The 15,260-nt window shown below is 72.6% G+C and carries 17 protein-coding genes and 1 riboswitch; of the genes, 7 read left to right on the top strand and 10 right to left on the bottom strand.

Annotation, left to right across the window (positions count from 1 at the left end; all coding sequences use genetic code 11):
* Positions 1-92: 92 nt before the first annotated feature.
* From ACGH7X_RS24195 to ACGH7X_RS24185, 3 genes are read left to right on the top strand one after another with little or no spacing between them, the layout of a single operon-like run.
* Positions 93-500 (top strand): hypothetical protein, encoded by a 408-nt coding sequence (locus ACGH7X_RS24195; RefSeq protein ID WP_399887840.1) that lies wholly within the window; start codon positions 93-95, stop codon positions 498-500.
* A 4-nt stretch (positions 501-504) separates the two neighbouring features.
* Positions 505-993: a thiol-disulfide oxidoreductase DCC family protein gene (locus tag ACGH7X_RS24190; protein ID WP_399887838.1), complete on the top strand. Its 489-nt coding sequence runs from the start codon at positions 505-507 to the stop codon at positions 991-993.
* An 11-nt stretch (positions 994-1,004) separates the two neighbouring features.
* Positions 1,005-1,769 carry a TetR family transcriptional regulator gene (locus tag ACGH7X_RS24185; RefSeq protein WP_399887836.1) on the top strand — a complete coding sequence of 255 codons (765 nt, stop codon included), beginning with the start codon at positions 1,005-1,007 and terminating at the stop codon, positions 1,767-1,769.
* On the opposite strand, the gene ACGH7X_RS24180 is transcribed toward ACGH7X_RS24185, so the two are convergent.
* Together ACGH7X_RS24180 and ACGH7X_RS24175 are read right to left on the bottom strand one after the other, a co-directional pair.
* The gene (locus tag ACGH7X_RS24180) at positions 1,760-3,070 is read right to left on the bottom strand and encodes a metallophosphoesterase (protein WP_399887834.1); all 1,311 of its coding nucleotides are present in this window, start codon (positions 3,068-3,070) and stop codon (positions 1,760-1,762) included. The genes ACGH7X_RS24185 and ACGH7X_RS24180 overlap by 10 nt on opposite strands.
* Before the next feature lie 45 nt (positions 3,071-3,115).
* Positions 3,116-3,355, bottom strand: coding sequence for an SCO4848 family membrane protein (locus ACGH7X_RS24175; protein ID WP_053135976.1), 240 nt, complete (start codon positions 3,353-3,355; stop codon positions 3,116-3,118).
* 91 nt (positions 3,356-3,446) lie between these two features.
* Between ACGH7X_RS24175 and ACGH7X_RS24170 the strand changes: the two genes are divergently transcribed.
* The gene (locus ACGH7X_RS24170; RefSeq protein WP_399887831.1) at positions 3,447-4,721 is read left to right on the top strand and encodes a D-alanyl-D-alanine carboxypeptidase family protein; all 1,275 of its coding nucleotides are present in this window, start codon (positions 3,447-3,449) and stop codon (positions 4,719-4,721) included.
* Here the strand turns inward: ACGH7X_RS24170 and ACGH7X_RS24165 are convergent.
* The 4 genes from ACGH7X_RS24165 to ACGH7X_RS24150 are packed head-to-tail and all read right to left on the bottom strand — an operon-like array spanning position 4,669 to position 7,565.
* Positions 4,669-5,640 (bottom strand): YihY/virulence factor BrkB family protein, encoded by a 972-nt coding sequence (locus ACGH7X_RS24165; protein WP_399887829.1) that lies wholly within the window; start codon positions 5,638-5,640, stop codon positions 4,669-4,671. The two genes, ACGH7X_RS24170 and ACGH7X_RS24165, sit on opposite strands and share 53 nt — an antisense overlap.
* Positions 5,628-6,122, bottom strand: coding sequence for a GtrA family protein (locus ACGH7X_RS24160; protein WP_399887827.1), 495 nt, complete (start codon positions 6,120-6,122; stop codon positions 5,628-5,630). Before ACGH7X_RS24160 ends, ACGH7X_RS24165 begins: the two co-directional genes overlap by 13 nt.
* On the bottom strand, positions 6,116-7,063 hold the full coding sequence (locus ACGH7X_RS24155) for a decaprenyl-phosphate phosphoribosyltransferase (RefSeq protein ID WP_399887826.1): 948 nt from the start codon (positions 7,061-7,063) through the stop codon (positions 6,116-6,118). Before ACGH7X_RS24155 ends, ACGH7X_RS24160 begins: the two co-directional genes overlap by 7 nt.
* Positions 7,056-7,565 (bottom strand): phosphatase PAP2 family protein, encoded by a 510-nt coding sequence (locus ACGH7X_RS24150; RefSeq protein ID WP_399887824.1) that lies wholly within the window; start codon positions 7,563-7,565, stop codon positions 7,056-7,058. The genes ACGH7X_RS24155 and ACGH7X_RS24150 overlap by 8 nt, the downstream gene beginning before the upstream one ends.
* Before the next feature lie 133 nt (positions 7,566-7,698).
* Here ACGH7X_RS24150 and ACGH7X_RS24145 point away from each other — a divergent pair, with 133 nt between their 5' ends.
* Together ACGH7X_RS24145 and ACGH7X_RS24140 are read left to right on the top strand one after the other, a co-directional pair.
* Positions 7,699-9,090 carry an FAD-binding protein gene (locus tag ACGH7X_RS24145; RefSeq protein ID WP_399887822.1) on the top strand — a complete coding sequence of 464 codons (1,392 nt, stop codon included), beginning with the start codon at positions 7,699-7,701 and terminating at the stop codon, positions 9,088-9,090.
* 27 nt (positions 9,091-9,117) lie between these two features.
* Positions 9,118-9,873 (top strand): decaprenylphospho-beta-D-erythro-pentofuranosid-2-ulose 2-reductase, encoded by a 756-nt coding sequence (locus ACGH7X_RS24140; RefSeq protein WP_399887820.1) that lies wholly within the window; start codon positions 9,118-9,120, stop codon positions 9,871-9,873.
* A 9-nt stretch (positions 9,874-9,882) separates the two neighbouring features.
* On the opposite strand, the gene ACGH7X_RS24135 is transcribed toward ACGH7X_RS24140, so the two are convergent.
* Together ACGH7X_RS24135 and trpS are read right to left on the bottom strand one after the other, a co-directional pair.
* Positions 9,883-10,461: a 2'-5' RNA ligase family protein gene (locus tag ACGH7X_RS24135; protein ID WP_399887818.1), complete on the bottom strand. Its 579-nt coding sequence runs from the start codon at positions 10,459-10,461 to the stop codon at positions 9,883-9,885.
* Between the two features lie 179 nt (positions 10,462-10,640).
* Complete coding sequence (trpS, locus tag ACGH7X_RS24130) at positions 10,641-11,660, bottom strand: tryptophan--tRNA ligase (RefSeq protein ID WP_399897305.1); 1,020 nt, start codon at positions 11,658-11,660, stop codon at positions 10,641-10,643.
* Positions 11,661-11,763: 103 nt separating this feature from the next.
* Between trpS and ACGH7X_RS24125 the strand changes: the two genes are divergently transcribed.
* Positions 11,764-12,426: a hypothetical protein gene (locus ACGH7X_RS24125; protein WP_399887816.1), complete on the top strand. Its 663-nt coding sequence runs from the start codon at positions 11,764-11,766 to the stop codon at positions 12,424-12,426.
* A gap of 18 nt (positions 12,427-12,444) precedes the next feature.
* Here ACGH7X_RS24125 and ACGH7X_RS24120 read toward each other — a convergent pair whose 3' ends face one another.
* Both ACGH7X_RS24120 and ACGH7X_RS24115 read right to left on the bottom strand, forming a co-directional pair.
* Positions 12,445-13,890: a glycine hydroxymethyltransferase gene (locus ACGH7X_RS24120; RefSeq protein ID WP_399887814.1), complete on the bottom strand. Its 1,446-nt coding sequence runs from the start codon at positions 13,888-13,890 to the stop codon at positions 12,445-12,447.
* A 31-nt stretch (positions 13,891-13,921) separates the two neighbouring features.
* A riboswitch (ZMP/ZTP riboswitch) is annotated at positions 13,922-14,009 on the bottom strand.
* A 64-nt stretch (positions 14,010-14,073) separates the two neighbouring features.
* Entirely contained in the window at positions 14,074-15,258 is a 1,185-nt protein-coding gene (locus ACGH7X_RS24115) for a glutathionylspermidine synthase family protein (RefSeq protein ID WP_399887812.1), read from the bottom strand.
* Positions 15,259-15,260: the final 2 nt, after the last annotated feature.

Genomic DNA, 15,260 nt, shown 5'->3' with positions numbered 1-15,260 from the left:
CCCACGGTCCCGGATCAGGCTTGAACGTGTTCAAAAACAGGGCTACAGTCAGTCCTGTCAGCGTTTTGAACACGTTCAAGGAGGGGTGGGGCATGGACCGCACGGTCATCGCCTACGTCATCTACCTGGCCGTCAGCATCGGCCTGACCGTCTGGGTGGCCCGCACGCTCAGCCGCAACGGGCGGGTCTTCCTGGCCGACGTACTGCACGGCAACGAGAAGCTCGCCGACGCCGTCAACCACCTTCTGGTGGTCGGCTTCTACCTCGTGAACCTCGGGTTCGTCGCCCTCTACCTGAGCGGCGACGACACCATCACCGACACCCGGGGCATCTTCGAGGCGCTCTCGACCAAGATCGGTGTGGTGCTGCTGGTGCTCGGCGTGATGCACCTGGGCAACGTGTACGTGCTCAACAAGATCCGGCGGCGCGGGATGATGGAGCGCGAGCAGGTGCCGCCGGTTCCGCCGCAGGGCTGGGTGGCCCCGACGGCCGGGGCCTGAGCCGATGGCTCCCGCTCCCGGGACGACGGCCGGCGCCCCCGTGCGCCGGCTCACCGTCCTCTACGACGCCGAGTGCTCCCTGTGCACCCACGTACGGGACTGGCTGCGACGCCAGCCCCGGCTGGTGCCGCTGGAGCTGGTCCCGGCCGCGTCCGACGAGGCGCGCCGGCGCTTCCCCGGCCTCGAGCACGGGGCCACCCTCGAAGAGGTCACCGCCGTGGGCGACGCCGGCCAGGTCTACCGGGGCGCCGCCGCCTGGATCGTCGTCCTGTGGGCGCTGCGCGAGCACCGTGCGCTCGCCCACCGGCTCAGCACCCCCGCCGGTGCCGTGATGGCCCGCGGGGTCGTCCTGGCCGCCGCCAAGTGGCGGGGCGGGCAGCGGCAGTGGGGCGGCAAGGGGTACCGCCGCGCCGACGGCTGGGTCTACGAGCCGGGGCTCGGGTGGAGGTACGCCGGACCCGGGTGTGACGACGGCACCTGCACCACTCGATAGGCTCTGGACCCGTGCCTGCGACCAACGACGGCCCCGACGACGGCGCCCACCTCAGCAAGTCCGAACAGACCCGCGCACTGATCCTGGAGACGGCCATGCGGCTGTTCCAGGAACGCGGCTACGACCGGACGACGATGCGGGCCATCGCCCAGGAGGCCGGGGTCTCCGTCGGCAACGCGTACTACTACTTCGCCGGCAAGGAGCACCTGATCCAGGGCTTCTACGACCGGATCGCCGCCGAGCACCAGGCGGCGGTCCGCGAGGTCCTGGCCAAGGAGACCGACCTGGAGGCACGGCTGGCGGGCGTGCTCAAGGTGTGGCTGGACATCGCCACGCCGTACCACGAGTTCGCGGTGCAGTTCTTCAAGAACGCCGCCGACCCCGACAGCCCGCTCAGCCCCTTCTCCCCGGAGTCCGAGCACGCGCGCGTGGAGGCCATCAGCATCCACCGCGCGGTGCTCGCCGGCGCGAAGACCAAGGTGCCCGAGGATCTGCGGGACATCCTGCCCGAGCTGATGTGGCTCTCCCAGATGGGCCTGGTCCTGTACTGGATCTTCGACCGCACCGAGGGACGCGAGCGCAGCTACCGCCTCGCCGAACGCGGTGCCCGGCTCACCGCGCGGGGCGTCGTGCTGGCCCGCTTCCGGGTGCTGCGCCCGCTGGTGCGCGAGGTGCACGAACTGTTCACGGACTTCCTGCCGGGGATGACGAACGCCTTCCCGGACCCCGCGAGGAAGCGGGACCGGGCGGCCGGGAACAGCACCGGTCAGGCCTGACGGGACGCCAGCTCGATCACCGTGATGTCCGAGGGCGCCCCCACGCGCGTGGGCGGGCCCCAGGCGCCCGCGCCGCGGCTGACGTACAGCTGGGTGTCGCCGTAGCGCTCCAGGCCCGCCAGCGTCGGGTTGGCGGCGCCCGCGATGAGGTTGCCCGGCCAGAGCTGGCCGCCGTGGGTGTGTCCGGAGAGCTGGAGGTCGACGCCGTGGTCGACGGCGTCGTGGATCTGCACCGGCTGATGGGCGAGCAGCACACACGCGCGGGAGCGGTCCCGGTCGCCGAGGGCCCTGGCGTAGTCGGGGCCCTGGCCCTCGTCCTCGCCCGCCACGTCGTTGACGCCGGCGAGGTCGAAGTGGGGCAGCTCGGTGCGGGCGTTCTCCAGCGGGAGCAGGCCGAGCCGCCGTACCTCGGCGACCCACGCCTCGGCGCCGGAGAAGTACTCGTGGTTGCCGGTGACGAAGTACGCGCCGTGCCGGGCCTTCAGCCGGGCCAGCGGGGCGGCGGCCGGGCCGAGGTCCTTCACGCTGCCGTCGACCAGGTCGCCGACGACGGCGACGAGGTCGGGCTGCGTGGAGTTGATCGTGTCGACGACCTGCTGCGCGAAACCGCGGCCGAGCACCGGGCCGAGATGGATGTCGCTGACGACGGCGATACGGAAACCGTGCGCAGCGCGCGGGAGCTTGGCCAGCGGCACGGTCACCCGCTTCACCTTCGGGCCGCTCAGCACGCCGTACGTGCCGTAGCCGACCGTTCCCACGGCCGCCGCAGCCGCGGCACCGGCGACGACGCGGGAGACGAACAGGCGGCGGGAGGGGACGGCGAGGGGGCTCGGGGGCACGCTCTCAGGACCGTCGGGGGCGCCGTCGGAGGCGGACGACTCGGGCGTCCCGGGTGTCTTCGGCGGGGCCGTTCCGGCCGGTATGCGCTCCGTGTCCGCGGCCGGGGACACGGACGGCCGCGCCCGCGTCCGCCGCGCGGCCCGGCGCTCCAGGAACATCCGCAGCAGCGGCCGGACGACCTCGCCCGCGAGCACCGCGAGCAGCAGGTAGATCGACAGGGCCAGCCACAGGAACCCCGGCCAGGCCAGCACCCGCTGGAGCCAGAACGGGGCGCCCGCACGCTCGGCGACCAGCGCCCCGACCGCCAGCAGCCAGCCCCCGGCGATCACCACGGCGCCGATCCGGCGCACGGGACCCGGAGCGCTGGTCGTGTCGCGGAACAGGCGCCGCCACACGTACCAGTTGGACGCCACGAGGACGCCCACCACCAGCAACGCGACCAGCGCGAAGACGACCACCATGCCGTCGTATCCCCTCGGTTGTGACGTCCGTGACGTCCGTGACGCCTATGACGTTCGGCGCAGTGCGCGCAGCCCGCGCAACCCGATGACCCCGACGACCGTCCCCAATACGAAGGAGACGACCGCGAGCAGCAGGTGCACCCAGAAGTACGCCGTGGGGTCGCCGTCCTCGAAGGCGAGCCCGCTGCCGTCCTTGACCAGGTTTTTAACGAAAGTGATCCAGATGATCCAGCTCCACACCCCGAAAGCGAGCAGGAACCAGGAGACGGGGCGGCTGAGCTTCATGGTTTCAGTATCTCCGGCGGCTGTCCGGATTCGTGCCCGGGGTGGGGAGGGGGGTGGGAAGGCGGCGCTTGCGGGGGGTACGTTTCCGCTCGTGCCCGCACCCAAGAAGGCCCTCAGGCGATCCCTGTCGGTCACCTCCGCCGCCCTGACCGCTCTCGCCCTCCTCTCCCCCGCCGCGCTCGCCGCGCCCAGCCCGTCGGGGAGTCCGTCGGCCACTCCCCCGGCGTCGATGTCGATCGTGGGCGGTGCGCGGCTCGGGAAGCCCGGGACGCAGGTGGACCTGGCGGGCGGGGCGCCCGTGCTGCCGAAGGACCTCACCGCCCGTTCGTGGATCGTGGCGGACGCCGAGTCGGGCGACGTGCTGGCCGCCCACAACGCGCACTGGCGGCTGGCCCCGGCGAGCACCCTGAAGATGCTGTTCGCCGACACGCTGCTGCCGAAGTGGCCGAAGACCACGAAGCACAAGGTCGAGGTCTCCGACCTCGCGGGCATCGGCGCCGGGTCCAGCATGGTGGGCATCAAGGAGGAGGAGACCTACACCGTCCACGACCTGTGGCTCGGCGTCTTCCTGCGCTCCGGCAACGACGCCGTGCACGTGCTGTCCGCGATGAACGACGGCGTCGAGAAGACCGTCCAGGACATGAACGAGCACGCCGAGGAGTTGCAGGCCCTCGACACGAACGTGGTCAGCCCGGACGGCTACGACGCGCCGCACCAGGTCTCGTCCGCGTACGACCTCACGCTGTTCGCCCGTTCGGGGCTGCAGAAGAAGGACTTCCGCGAGTACGCCTCGACGGTCCGCGCCAAGTTCCCGGGCGAGACGAAGAAGGACAAGAAGGGCAAGACGTCCCGCAAGCCCTTCGAGATCCAGAACACCAACCGGTTGCTGGCGGGCGACTCGGACGTGGAGGTCTACCCGGGCATCGCGGGTGTGAAGAACGGCAACACCACCAACGCGGGCGCCACCTTCACGGGCGTCGCCGAGCGCGACGGCAAGGTGCTGCTCGTCACGGTGATGAACCCGGCGGAGGACGAGCACAACGAGGTCTACAAGGAGACCGCCCGCCTGTTCGACTGGGGCTTCGCGGCGGCCGGCAAGACGCGGCCGGTGGGCGAGCTGGTGGGCCCGAAGAGCGCCGCGCAGGCGAGCCCCTCGCCCGAGGCCTCCGGTGAGGCCGGCGGCACCGGGAAGGGCGCTGTGGGCACCGAGCCGGTGGCCGGCGCCCAGACCACGGACGGCGGTGGCGGGGTCGGGGTCGCGGCCGGCATCACCGCCGGGGTGCTGGTGCTGCTCGCGGGCGGCGCCTTCCTGGTCAACCGGAAGTGGCCGCTGCCGGACCTGGTCCGCCGCCGGACCCGTCCCTGACGTCCGGGCCGCCCCCGGCACGGTGGTCCCCTGGGCCGTCGTCCCCCGCGTCGTCGTCCCCCAGCTCCTGCTCCTTGCTGCCCGTCGCCGTCCAGGAGGCGCAGAACAGCACCAGCTTCGAGGTGAAGTTGATCCACAGCAGCAGGGCGACGGGGGCGCCGAAGGCGCCGTACATGCTCTTCGCGGCGACGCCCTGCATGTAGCCGCTGAGGAGCAGCTTCAGCAGTTCGAAGCCGACCGCGCCGATCAGCGCGGCGACGACCAGGCGGCGGCGCCCGGGCTGGACGCCGGGGAGCAGGGTCAGCACGTAGAGCAGCAGGAGGAAGTCGGCGAGGACGGCGACCGCGAAGGCGGCGACGTAGAGCAGGATGCCGCCGACGCCGCCCTCGGCGAGGCCGATCGAGCGGATGATCCAGCCGACCAGCGCCGAGGCGACGGTGGAGATGGCGACGGTGACCAGCAGTGCGCCGCCGAGGCCGACGAGGACGCCCGCGTCCTTGGCCCGGTGCAGGACCGGGTTCTCCTCCTCGTCGGGCAGCTCCCACACGGCGCGCAGACAGCCCCGGGTGGCCTCGACCCAGCCCATGCCGGTGAACAGCAGCAGGAGGGCGGCGATGAGGCCGACGGTGCCGGCGTTGTCGACCAGGCCCTGGATGTTCAGCTGGTCGGAGATGCCGGGGATCTGATCGGCGAGCTTGTCCTGGAGCTGGTCCTGCTGCTTCCCGCTGAGCGTGGCGGCGGCGACGGCGGCGGCCAGGCTGAGCAGCGGGAAGAGCGCGACGAAGCTGGTGAAGGTCATGGCGGCGGCCAGCCGCGACCACTTCACCCGGTCGAGCCGCTCGTACGAGCGCCACGCGTGCGTGGTCATCAGGCGCGCGATCCAGGGCCCCACGACGGGGAGCTTCTTCAGCCAGTCCATGATCCGACCCTGCCCCCGTTCGTTCCGGTCCATGATCCCGTCCGGCCACCGGATCCGCCGCCGGTGCCGTCACCGGATTCGGCCACGGGCCGGAAGACCAGTGTTCTTGTGCCCCAGAAGCGCAGGATCGTGCCCAGGACCATGCCGATCCCCGCGCCGGAGACGGTGTCGGCGCGCTGCGAGGTGAGGCCGAGGCCGTAGTGGCTGACGGCCAGGCACAGGAGCTGTACGGCGGCTCCGGCGGCGTTCACGGCGAAGAACACGACGTAGGGGCGCAGGCCGGGCGGGCGGGTGTGCCGGTAGGTGCCCAGCGCGTTGCCCGCGTAGGCGACCGAGCAGCCGGCGACGAAGGACAGGGCCTTGGCGGTGAGTGGTCCGAGGCCGGCCGGGCCGCGCAGGCAGGTGAAGAGGGCGAGGTCGACGGCGTAGGCGAGCAGGCCGACGGAGGCGAAGCCCAGCAGTTCGCGCCGGCCGGCTACCAATTGGCCACCGCCAGGCCGTACATCGCGAGCCAGACCACGCCGATCAGGGCGAGGGCGCGGTCGTGCAGGACGACGTCCTCGGGTTCGCCGGCGGTGCCGCGGTCGGCGAAGACGGCGTAGCGCAGGACGGCGAGGACGAAGGCGACCATGGACAGCTGGCGCCAGGGCAGCACGCTGGTGTGCGGGACGCCGCCCTCCTCCATGGCCCACAGGCAGTAGCCGAGGACGGCGACACCGGCGGCGAGCTGCCAGACGAAGCGGAGGTAGCCGGTGGTGTACTCGGTGAGCAACGCGCGCGTGGCACCCGCCTTCTCGGCCATCTGCACGGCTTCGGAGTAGCGCTTGGCGGCGACCATGAACAGCGCGCCGAAGCCGGTCGTGATGAGGAACCAGCGCGACAGGGGGATGCCGAGCGCGAGTCCGCCGATCATCGCCCGCATCAGGAAGCCGGTGGTGACGACGGCGAGGTCGACGACCAGGACGTGCTTGAGGCTGACGCAGTACGCCAGTTGCATCACGAGGTAGGCGGTCAGCAGGGCCGCGACGGGCGGCGGGCACAGCCAGGCCGCGAGGGCGGGCGCCAGGATGCCGAGGACGCCCCCGACGGCGTACGCGAGCGGCACCGGGACCTGCCCGGCGGCCACCGGGCGGTGCCGCTTGACGGGGTGGGCGCGGTCGGCCTCGGCGTCGCGGGCGTCGTTGACGAGGTAGACGGCGGCGGCGCAGGCGGTGAAGAGGACGAAGACCAGGGCGAGCCGGCCGAGGGCGTGGGTGGAGAACAGCTCGCCCGCGGCGGCCGGGGCGGCGACGACCAGGACGTTCTTGACCCACTGGCGGGGGCGTGCGGTCCTGAGCAGGCCGGCCGGGATGCGCCGGCGCGGCGGCGCGGGCTCCCGCCGCTGTTCCGGGGCGCGTTGCCGCAGGACGGCCGTGTCAGTCACGGGTGCCTCCGCGCATCCAGTCGGTGCCGAGCCGGGCCGTCAGCGCGCCCAGGGCGGCGCCCGCCGCGACGTCGGAGGGGTAGTGGACGCCGACGACCAGCCGGGAGGCGCACACCGCGGCGGCGAGCGGCCAGGCGGCCCGCACCCCGAGCGCGCCGAAGACGACGGCGGCCGCGGCGGCCGAGGTGGCGTGGGAGCTGGGGAAGGAGTGCCGGCCCGCGGTGCGCACCAGGGGTTCGACGTGCGCGGGGCGGGGGCGGCGCACGACGCGCTTCACGCCCATGCTGACGAGGTGGGCGCCCGCGGTGAGCGCGGTGCCGCGCAGCCAGGCCGTGCGCCGGGGCGTGTCCACGGCGGCCGAGGCGAGGCCCGCCGCGAGCCACAGCGCTCCGTGTTCCCCGGCCCAGGACAGGGCACGCGCGGCGCCGGCGACGCGCGGGTCCGTGCCGCAGGCCCGGAGCGCGGTGACGATCCGGTGGTCCATGTCGTCGAGGTCGTCCATGTGGACTCACTGTTCACGCCCGCGGCACGGGAAGTCCGGCACTCCGGAGCGACATACCATTAATCACCCGTTTCAGGGACGGGCTGAATGTTTTGGAACTAATCATTCACATAGGGGCGATACGGTCACCGGCATGTCTGCCGACACCGTTCCCGACGCCGACCCGGATCCCGACGCCGGCTGGGGTCCCGTCACCGGCTGGGGCCGCACCGCGCCCACCGCGGCCCGCATGATCCGCCCGCGGACCTATGAGGAGGCCGCCGTCGCCGTCCGCGACTGCGGGGCCCGGGGCGGCATCGCGAGGGGCCTGGGGCGGGCGTACGGGGACGCCGCGCAGAACGCGGGGGGTGCCGTGCTGGACATGACGGCCCTGGACCGGGTCCACGCCATCGACGTCGGCGGCGGCACCGTGCTCTGCGACGCGGGGATCTCCCTGCACCGGCTGATGGAGGTCCTGCTGCCGCTCGGCTGGTTCGTGCCGGTGACGCCCGGCACCCGCTATGTGACGGTCGGCGGGGCGATCGGCGCGGACATCCACGGCAAGAACCACCACGTCTCGGGCTCCTTCGCCCGGCACGTGCTCTCCCTGGAGCTGCTCACGGCCGACGGCGCGGTCCGCACCGTCACCCCGGGCACCCCGCTGTTCGACGCGACCGCCGGCGGCATGGGGCTGACCGGGGTGATCCTCACGGCGACGCTGCGGCTCCAGCCGGTCGAGACGGCGCTGATGTCGGTCGACACCGAGCGCGCCGCCGACCTCGACGACCTGATGGCCCGGCTGACGGCCGGCGACCACCGCTACCGCTACTCGGTCGCCTGGATCGACCTGCTCGCGCGCGGTGCGACGACGGGCCGCGCGGTGCTCACCCGCGGCGACCACGCGCCCCTGGACGCGCTGCCCGCCGGCTCGCGCGCCCGGCGGGAGCCGCTGGCCTTCCGCACCTCGCGCCTCCCGGCGGCCCCCGACTTCCTTCCGGGCGGACTGCTCAGCCGGACGACGGTGGGGCTCTTCAACGAACTCTGGTACCGCAAGGCACCCCGGGCCGGCCGGGGTCGGCTCCAGCGGATCCCCACCTTCTTCCACCCCCTGGACGGCGTCCCGCACTGGAACCGGATCTACGGCCGCGGCGGCTTCGTCCAGTACCAGTTCGTCGTCGGTCACGGCCGGGAGGAGGCCCTGCGGCGGATCGTGCGGCGCATCTCCACCCGCCGCTGCCCGTCCTTCCTGGCCGTCCTCAAACGGTTCGGCGAGGCCGACCCCGGCTGGCTCTCCTTTCCCGTGCCCGGCTGGACCCTGGCGCTGGACATCCCGGCGGGCCTGCCGGGCCTGGGGGCCTTCCTGGACGAGCTGGACGAGGAGGTCGCCGGGGCCGGCGGCCGGGTCTACCTCGCCAAGGACTCCCGGCTGCGGCCGGAGCTGCTCGCCGCGATGTACCCGCGCCTGGACGACTTCCGCGCACTGCGCGCCGAACTGGACCCGCGCGGGGTGTTCGTGTCCGACCTGGCCCGCCGCCTCGCCCTCTGACCTCTGACTCTGACCTCTGGAGCTGTCGTGAAGGACGCCTTCGGCATCCCTCAGTCCCTTCTCGTTCTCGGCGGTACGTCCGAGATCGCGCTCGCCACCGCGCGCCGGCTGGTGGCCCGCCGCACCCGCACGGTGTGGCTGGCCGGCCGCCCCTCCCCCGCCCTGGACGCGGCCGCCGAGCAGCTGCGCGGCCTCGGCGCCGAGGTGCGCACCGTCGCCTTCGACGCGCTGGACCCCGAGTCCCACGAGGCGGCGCTCGGCAAGGTGTTCGCCGAGGGCGACATCGACCTGGTGCTGCTCGCCTTCGGCATCCTGGGCGACCAGGCGCACGACGAGCGCGAGCCGCTGAACGCGGTGCGGGTCGCGCAGACCAACTACACCGGCGCGGTCTCGACGGGCCTGGTCAGCGCGCGTGCGCTCCAGGCGCAGGGCCACGGCTCCCTGGTGGTGCTGTCCTCGGTGGCCGGTGAGCGGGCGCGCCGCGCCAACTTCATCTACGGCTCCAGCAAGGCCGGCCTGGACGCCTTCGCGCAGGGCCTGGGCGACGCGCTGCACGGCACGGGCGTGCACGTCATGGTCGTACGCCCCGGGTTCGTGCGGTCGCGGATGACCGAGGGGATGGAGGAGGCGCCGCTCGCCACGACGCCCGAGGCGGTCGCCACGGCGATCGAGCTGGGGCTGCGGCGGCGCTCGGAGACGGTGTGGGTGCCGGGCGCGCTGCGGGTGGTGATGTCGGCGCTGCGGCACCTGCCCCGGACGGTGTTCCGCCGGCTGCCGGTGTGAGGTGAGCCCCTACCGGGTGGGCAGGGTGCCGCTCTCGACACGCCCTGCCTGCGGGGGCACCGTGGCGCTGCCGAAGGGGAACTCGCGCAGCTTGCGCCACACCGCGTCGGGGCCCTGCTCGTACAGCGCGAAGCCGGTGCAGGGCCACTGCGCCTCGTAGTCGGACAGCTCCTCGTAGGCGCGGTCCATCGCCGCTTCCTCGATGCCGTGTGCCACGGTGACGTGCGGGTGGTACGGGAACTGCAGTTCGCGGGGCATCGGGCCGGACGCGTCGCGCACCCGCTTCTGCAGCCAGGAGCAGGCCGCGGCGCCCTCGACCACCTGGACGAAGACGACGGGTGAGAGCGGACGGAAGGTCCCGGTGCCGGACAGCCGCATCGGGAAGGGCCGGCCGCGCGCCGCCACCTCCGCCAGGTGCGCCTCGATCGCGGGCAGCGCGGCGCCGTCGACCTCGGTCGGCGGCAGCAGGGTGACGTGCGTGGGGATGCCGTGAGCGGCGGCGTCGCCGAAGCCCGCGCGCAGCTGCTGGAGCTTGCTGCCGTGAGGCTCCGGGACCGCGATCGACACGCCGATCGTTACGGTCCCCACTTCGTCTCCTGTCGTTACGTGTCACTCGTTGTGTGTCGCTGTGTCGGACACCCGGTTATCGACTGTACGGCCACCACCGCGCCCGGGGCAGGCGCAACCGGAGTGATGTGCAGCGCTACGGCGGCGTGCCGGGGCGCACGGACGGCGGCGGGGGGCGGCGGCCCCGGTGCCGCCGGCGCTCAGTGCTTGGCGGGCAGGAAGCCCACCACGTCGTACGCCCGGGCGAGTGTCTCGGCGGCGACGGCCCTGGCCTTGTCGGCCCCCTTGGCGAGGATCGCGTCCAGCGTCTCCGGGTCGTCCAGGTACTGCTGGGTGCGCTCGCGGAAGGGCGTGACGAACTCCACGACGACGTCGGCGAGGTCCGTCTTCAGCGCGCCGTAGCCCTTGCCCTCGTACTTCTGCTCGAGCTCCGCGATCTCCGCGCCGGTGAGGGTGGAGTAGATCGTGAGCAGGTTGCTGACGCCGGGCTTGTGCTCGCGGTCGAAGCGGACCACGGTGTCGGTGTCCGTGACCGCGCTCTTCACCTTCTTCGCGGTGACCTTCGGCTCGTCGAGGAGGTTGATCAGGCCCTTCGGGGTGGCCGCCGACTTGCTCATCTTGGCGGTCGGGTCCTGAAGGTCGTAGACCTTCGCCGTCTCCTTGAGGATGTACGCGCTCGGGACGGTGAAGGTGTCGCCGTAGGTCTGGTTGAAGCGGTCCGCGAGGTCGCGGGTCAGCTCCAGGTGCTGGCGCTGGTCCTCGCCGACGGGGACCTGGTCGCCCTGGTAGAGCAGGATGTCGGCGACCATCAGCATCGGGTAGGTGAACAGGCCGACGGTGGTGCGGTCGTTGCCCTGCTTGGCGGACTTGTCCTTGAACTGCGTCATCCGGGACGCCTCGCCGAAACCGGTGATGCAGTTCATCAGCCAGCCGAGCTGGGCGTGCTCGGGGACGTGGCTCTGCACGAACAGGGTGCAGCGGTCCGGGTCGAGGCCGGCCGCGAGAAGCTGGGCGACGGCGACGCGGGTGTTCTCGCGCAGCTCCCTCGGGTCCTGCGGGACCGTGATCGCGTGCAGGTCGACGACCGTGTAGAACGCGTCGTGGGTGTCCTGCATGTCGACCCACTGGCGGACGGCGCCGAGGTAGTTGCCGAGGTGGAACGAGCCGGAGGTCGGCTGGATACCGGAGAGCACGCGCGGACGTTCGTTGGCCATGTTCACCATTCTCTCAGGCTCCGCGGGGCGCTCGGGCACTGGTTCGGCACAGGGGGGCTCCATTCCGGGCCCGGCGGTGTAACAAGGGCGGGGACGGAGGGGGTACGGGGTGCGGTGGTGGGCGAGAGCGGCGACGGCGATGGCCGCGATGCTGTGGGCGGGGGTGCCGGGGGCCGCGGTGGCGGACGGTACGGCGCCCCTGGTGGACCCGGACGTGGCGGTGATCGTGTGGGCCGGGACGGGGCGCACCACGTCCTGGCACGCGGGCGAGCGGGACTTCGACCGGCTGCGGAGCCTGCTCGACCCGTCGCGCTCGGAGACCGAGCCGGTCCCGGAGGACTGGACGCGGGAGAGCCGTCCCCCGGTGCGGTTGACGGTGCTGTGGGGGCTGACCGGCGTCGGGGGGTGGCCGCAGACGGAGCGGGCGCCGGGCGGGGACGTGGCGATGCTGCGTCAGGACCAGCTGTTCCTGGCCGAGGACGGCACGCCGTGGGTGCGCACCGATCCGGCGCCGGACGTGGCGGACGACGACATCCGCTGGCATCGGGTGCCGCGGGACACCTACGAGCGGCTGGCCGACGCGGGCTTCCTCGCGGCGGACGGGACCGGTGCCGAAGGCGAAGGGGACGGCGGCGGGCGGGACGGGGTGTGGTGGGCCGCAGCGGGGCTCGGGGCGGGCGTCGCGGGGACGCTGCTGATGCGCCGCGCGGCGGACCGGTACCGTGCCGGACCGCCGCGCGGGGAGCCTCGTCAGGAGCTGATCGATCTGTAGAGCGACCTGTCGGGAACGTCAGCCGAGGTCGATGTCCGGGTACAGCGGGAAGCCCGCCACCAGGTCGGTCGCGCGGTGGGAGATCTCGTCGGCGATCTTGGCGTCGAGGACGTGGGAGGCTTTGGACGGGGCACCGGACTTGGTGGTGCCGGGCTCCGTCGAGGTCAGGACGCGGTCGATCAGGCCCGCGACCTCGTCCATCTCGGCGGTGCCCAGACCACGGGTGGTCAGCGCCGGGGTGCCGATGCGGATGCCCGAGGTGTACCAGGCGCCGTTGGGGTCGGCCGGGATGGCGTTGCGGTTGGTGACGATGCCGGAGTCGAGGAGGGCTGCCTCCGCCTGACGGCCGGTGAGGCCGTAGGAGGACGCCACGTCGATCAGGTTCAGGTGGTTGTCCGTGCCGCCGGTCACCAGGGTGGCGCCGCGGCGCGTCAGGCCCTCGGCGAGCGCGCGGGCGTTGTCGACGATGCGCTGGGCGTAGTCCTGGAAGGAGGGCTGCCGGGCCTCGGCGAGGGCGACGGCCTTGGCGGCCATGACGTGCGGGAGCGGGCCGCCGAGGACCATCGGGCAGCCGCGGTCGACCTGGTCCTTGAGGGAGTCGTCGCACAGGACCATGCCGCCGCGCGGGCCGCGCAGCGACTTGTGGGTGGTCGTCGTCACGATCTGGGCGTGCGGGACCGGATCGAAGTCGCCGGTGAGGACCTTGCCCGCGACCAGGCCGGCGAAGTGCGCCATGTCGACCATGAGGGTCGCGCCGGCCTCGTCGGCGATCTCGCGCATGATCCGGAAGTTCACCAGCCGGGGGTACGCGGAGTAGCCCGCGACGATGATCAGCGGCTTGAACTCGCGGGCGGAGGCGCGCAGGGCCTCGTAGTCGATGAGGCCGGTGGCCGGGTCGGTGCCGTAGGAGCGCTGGTCGAACATCTTGCCGGAGATGTTCGGGCGGAAGCCGTGGGTGAGGTGGCCGCCGGCGTCCAGGGACATGCCGAGCATCCGCTGGTTGCCGAAGGCGTGGCGCAGCTCGGCCCAGTCGGCGTCGGTCAGGTCGTTGACCTGGCGGACGCCGGTCTTCTCCAGGAAGGGCACCTCGACGCGGGCGCCGAGGACGGCCCAGAAGGCGACCAGGTTGGCGTCGATGCCGGAGTGCGGCTGGACGTAGGCGTGGCGGGCGCCGAACAGCTCGCGCGCGTGCTCGGCGGCGAGGGCCTCGACGGTGTCGACGTTGCGGCAGCCGGCGTAGAAGCGGCGGCCGATGGTGCCCTCGGCGTACTTGTCGCTGAACCAGTTGCCCATCGCCAGGAGCGTGGCCGGGGAGGCGTAGTTCTCCGAGGCGATCAGCTTGAGCATCTCGCGCTGGTCGGCGACCTCCTGGCCGATGGCGTCGGCCACGCGGGGCTCGACGCGGCGGATCACGTCGAGGGCGGCGCGGTAGGCGGTGGACTCGGGGGAAAGCTCTGCTGGCACGGGGACCTCCGGACGTTGTGTTCAGCGTTCACGGTATGGCCCAGGCGCACGGCACGTGTTCTTCCAGGGCCGCTCCCCGATGGTTCGTCCATCCCAGCGCGCCAGTCACGGCCCGTGGTCAGCGTACCGGGTGCGTTGGGCCGGCGCCGGGGCGTCCGGGATGCGGGAGGGCCCGGGTGACACCTAAAGGATCACGTGGGGCAGGAACCTCGCGTACTCGTCCGTCACCAGGCCCGCCGACTCCCGGATGCCCAGGCCCGCCGACTCGTTCTCCACGACCCAGGCACCCAGGACGACCCGGTTGCCGTCGAAGTCGGGGAGGGGGGCCAGCTCCTGGTAGCAGCAGGGTTCGGGGCGTGGGGTCGGGTCGGTGCCGGGCTCGTGGATCGTGACGCCCGCGCCCTCGCGGCCCAGGAGGGGCTTGGCGACCCAGCCGGTGCTGTGGGGCAGCTCGCGGGGGCCGTCCAGATAGGCCGGCAGCAGGTTCGGGTGGTCCGGGTACAGCTCCCAGAGGATCGCCAGCAGGGCCTTGTTGCTGAGCAGCATCTTCCAGGCGGGCTCGATCCACAGGGTGGTGCCGGTGCCGCCGCCGTTGTCGAGGGTGTCCAGGACGTTGCCTGCGAAGCGGTCGGTGGTGAGCCACTCCCAGGGGTAGAGCTTGAAGAGGCTGCGGATGAAGCGGAGCCTGTTGTCGACGAAGCGGCCGGACAGGCGGTCCCAGCCGATCTCCTCCATGGAGATCCAGTCGGTCTCCAGACCGGCCTGCTCGGCGGTCTCCTTGAGGTAGGCGACCGTCATGAGGTCCTCGCCGAGTTCGTCGTCCGAGGAGTGCGCGAAGTACAGGGGGTTGCCGGGCGGGAGGAGGGCGGCCTGCTTCTTCCAGGCCTCGACGAGGCGCTCGTGGAGGCTGTTCCACTGGTCGGCGCCGGGGAAGCGGTCCTCCATCCAGAACCACTGCGGGGACGCCGCCTCGACGAGCGAGGTCGGGGTGTCCGCGTTGTACTCCAGGAGCTTGGCGGGTCCGGTGCCGTCGTAGCGCAGGTCGAAGCGGGCGTAGACGGAGGGAAGTTCGGCACGGCGGTGCCAGGCCTCGGTGACGGCGTGAACGACGCGCGGGTCGGTGATGCCGAGGTCGGTGAAGCGGTCGTGCGTGACGATGTGCCCGGCGGCCGCCAGGCACATGCGGTGGAGCTCCTCGACGACCTCCTCCAGCGCCTCGACCTCCGGCAGCGAGAAGACGTAGTAGGCGCTCTCGTCCCAGTAGGGGCGCAGGGAGCCGTCGGGGTAGCGGGTCAGGGGGTAGATCAGGCCCTGTTCCTCGACGGTCTGCTGCCAGCCGGGGCGGGGGTCGGTGGTGCGGCGTTCCATGG

Source organism: Streptomyces sp. BBFR51, from assembly GCF_044591655.1.
Lineage (GTDB): Bacteria > Actinomycetota > Actinomycetes > Streptomycetales > Streptomycetaceae > Streptomyces.
Note: the sequence above shows the minus strand (reverse complement) of the source record. Positions and strands in the feature narration are given on the sequence as shown.

Coding starts and splice junctions, on each gene's coding strand:
- ACGH7X_RS24195 (WP_399887840.1), top strand. CDS start 93: ATGGACCGCACGGTCATCGCCTACGTCATCTACCTGGCCGTCAGCATC.
- ACGH7X_RS24190 (WP_399887838.1), top strand. CDS start 505: ATGGCTCCCGCTCCCGGGACGACGGCCGGCGCCCCCGTGCGCCGGCTC.
- ACGH7X_RS24180 (WP_399887834.1), bottom strand. CDS start 3,070: ATGGTGGTCGTCTTCGCGCTGGTCGCGTTGCTGGTGGTGGGCGTCCTC.
- ACGH7X_RS24175 (WP_053135976.1), bottom strand. CDS start 3,355: ATGAAGCTCAGCCGCCCCGTCTCCTGGTTCCTGCTCGCTTTCGGGGTG.
- ACGH7X_RS24165 (WP_399887829.1), bottom strand. CDS start 5,640: ATGGACTGGCTGAAGAAGCTCCCCGTCGTGGGGCCCTGGATCGCGCGC.
- ACGH7X_RS24150 (WP_399887824.1), bottom strand. CDS start 7,565: ATGGACGACCTCGACGACATGGACCACCGGATCGTCACCGCGCTCCGG.
- ACGH7X_RS24145 (WP_399887822.1), top strand. CDS start 7,699: ATGTCTGCCGACACCGTTCCCGACGCCGACCCGGATCCCGACGCCGGC.
- ACGH7X_RS24115 (WP_399887812.1), bottom strand. CDS start 15,258: ATGGAACGCCGCACCACCGACCCCCGCCCCGGCTGGCAGCAGACCGTC.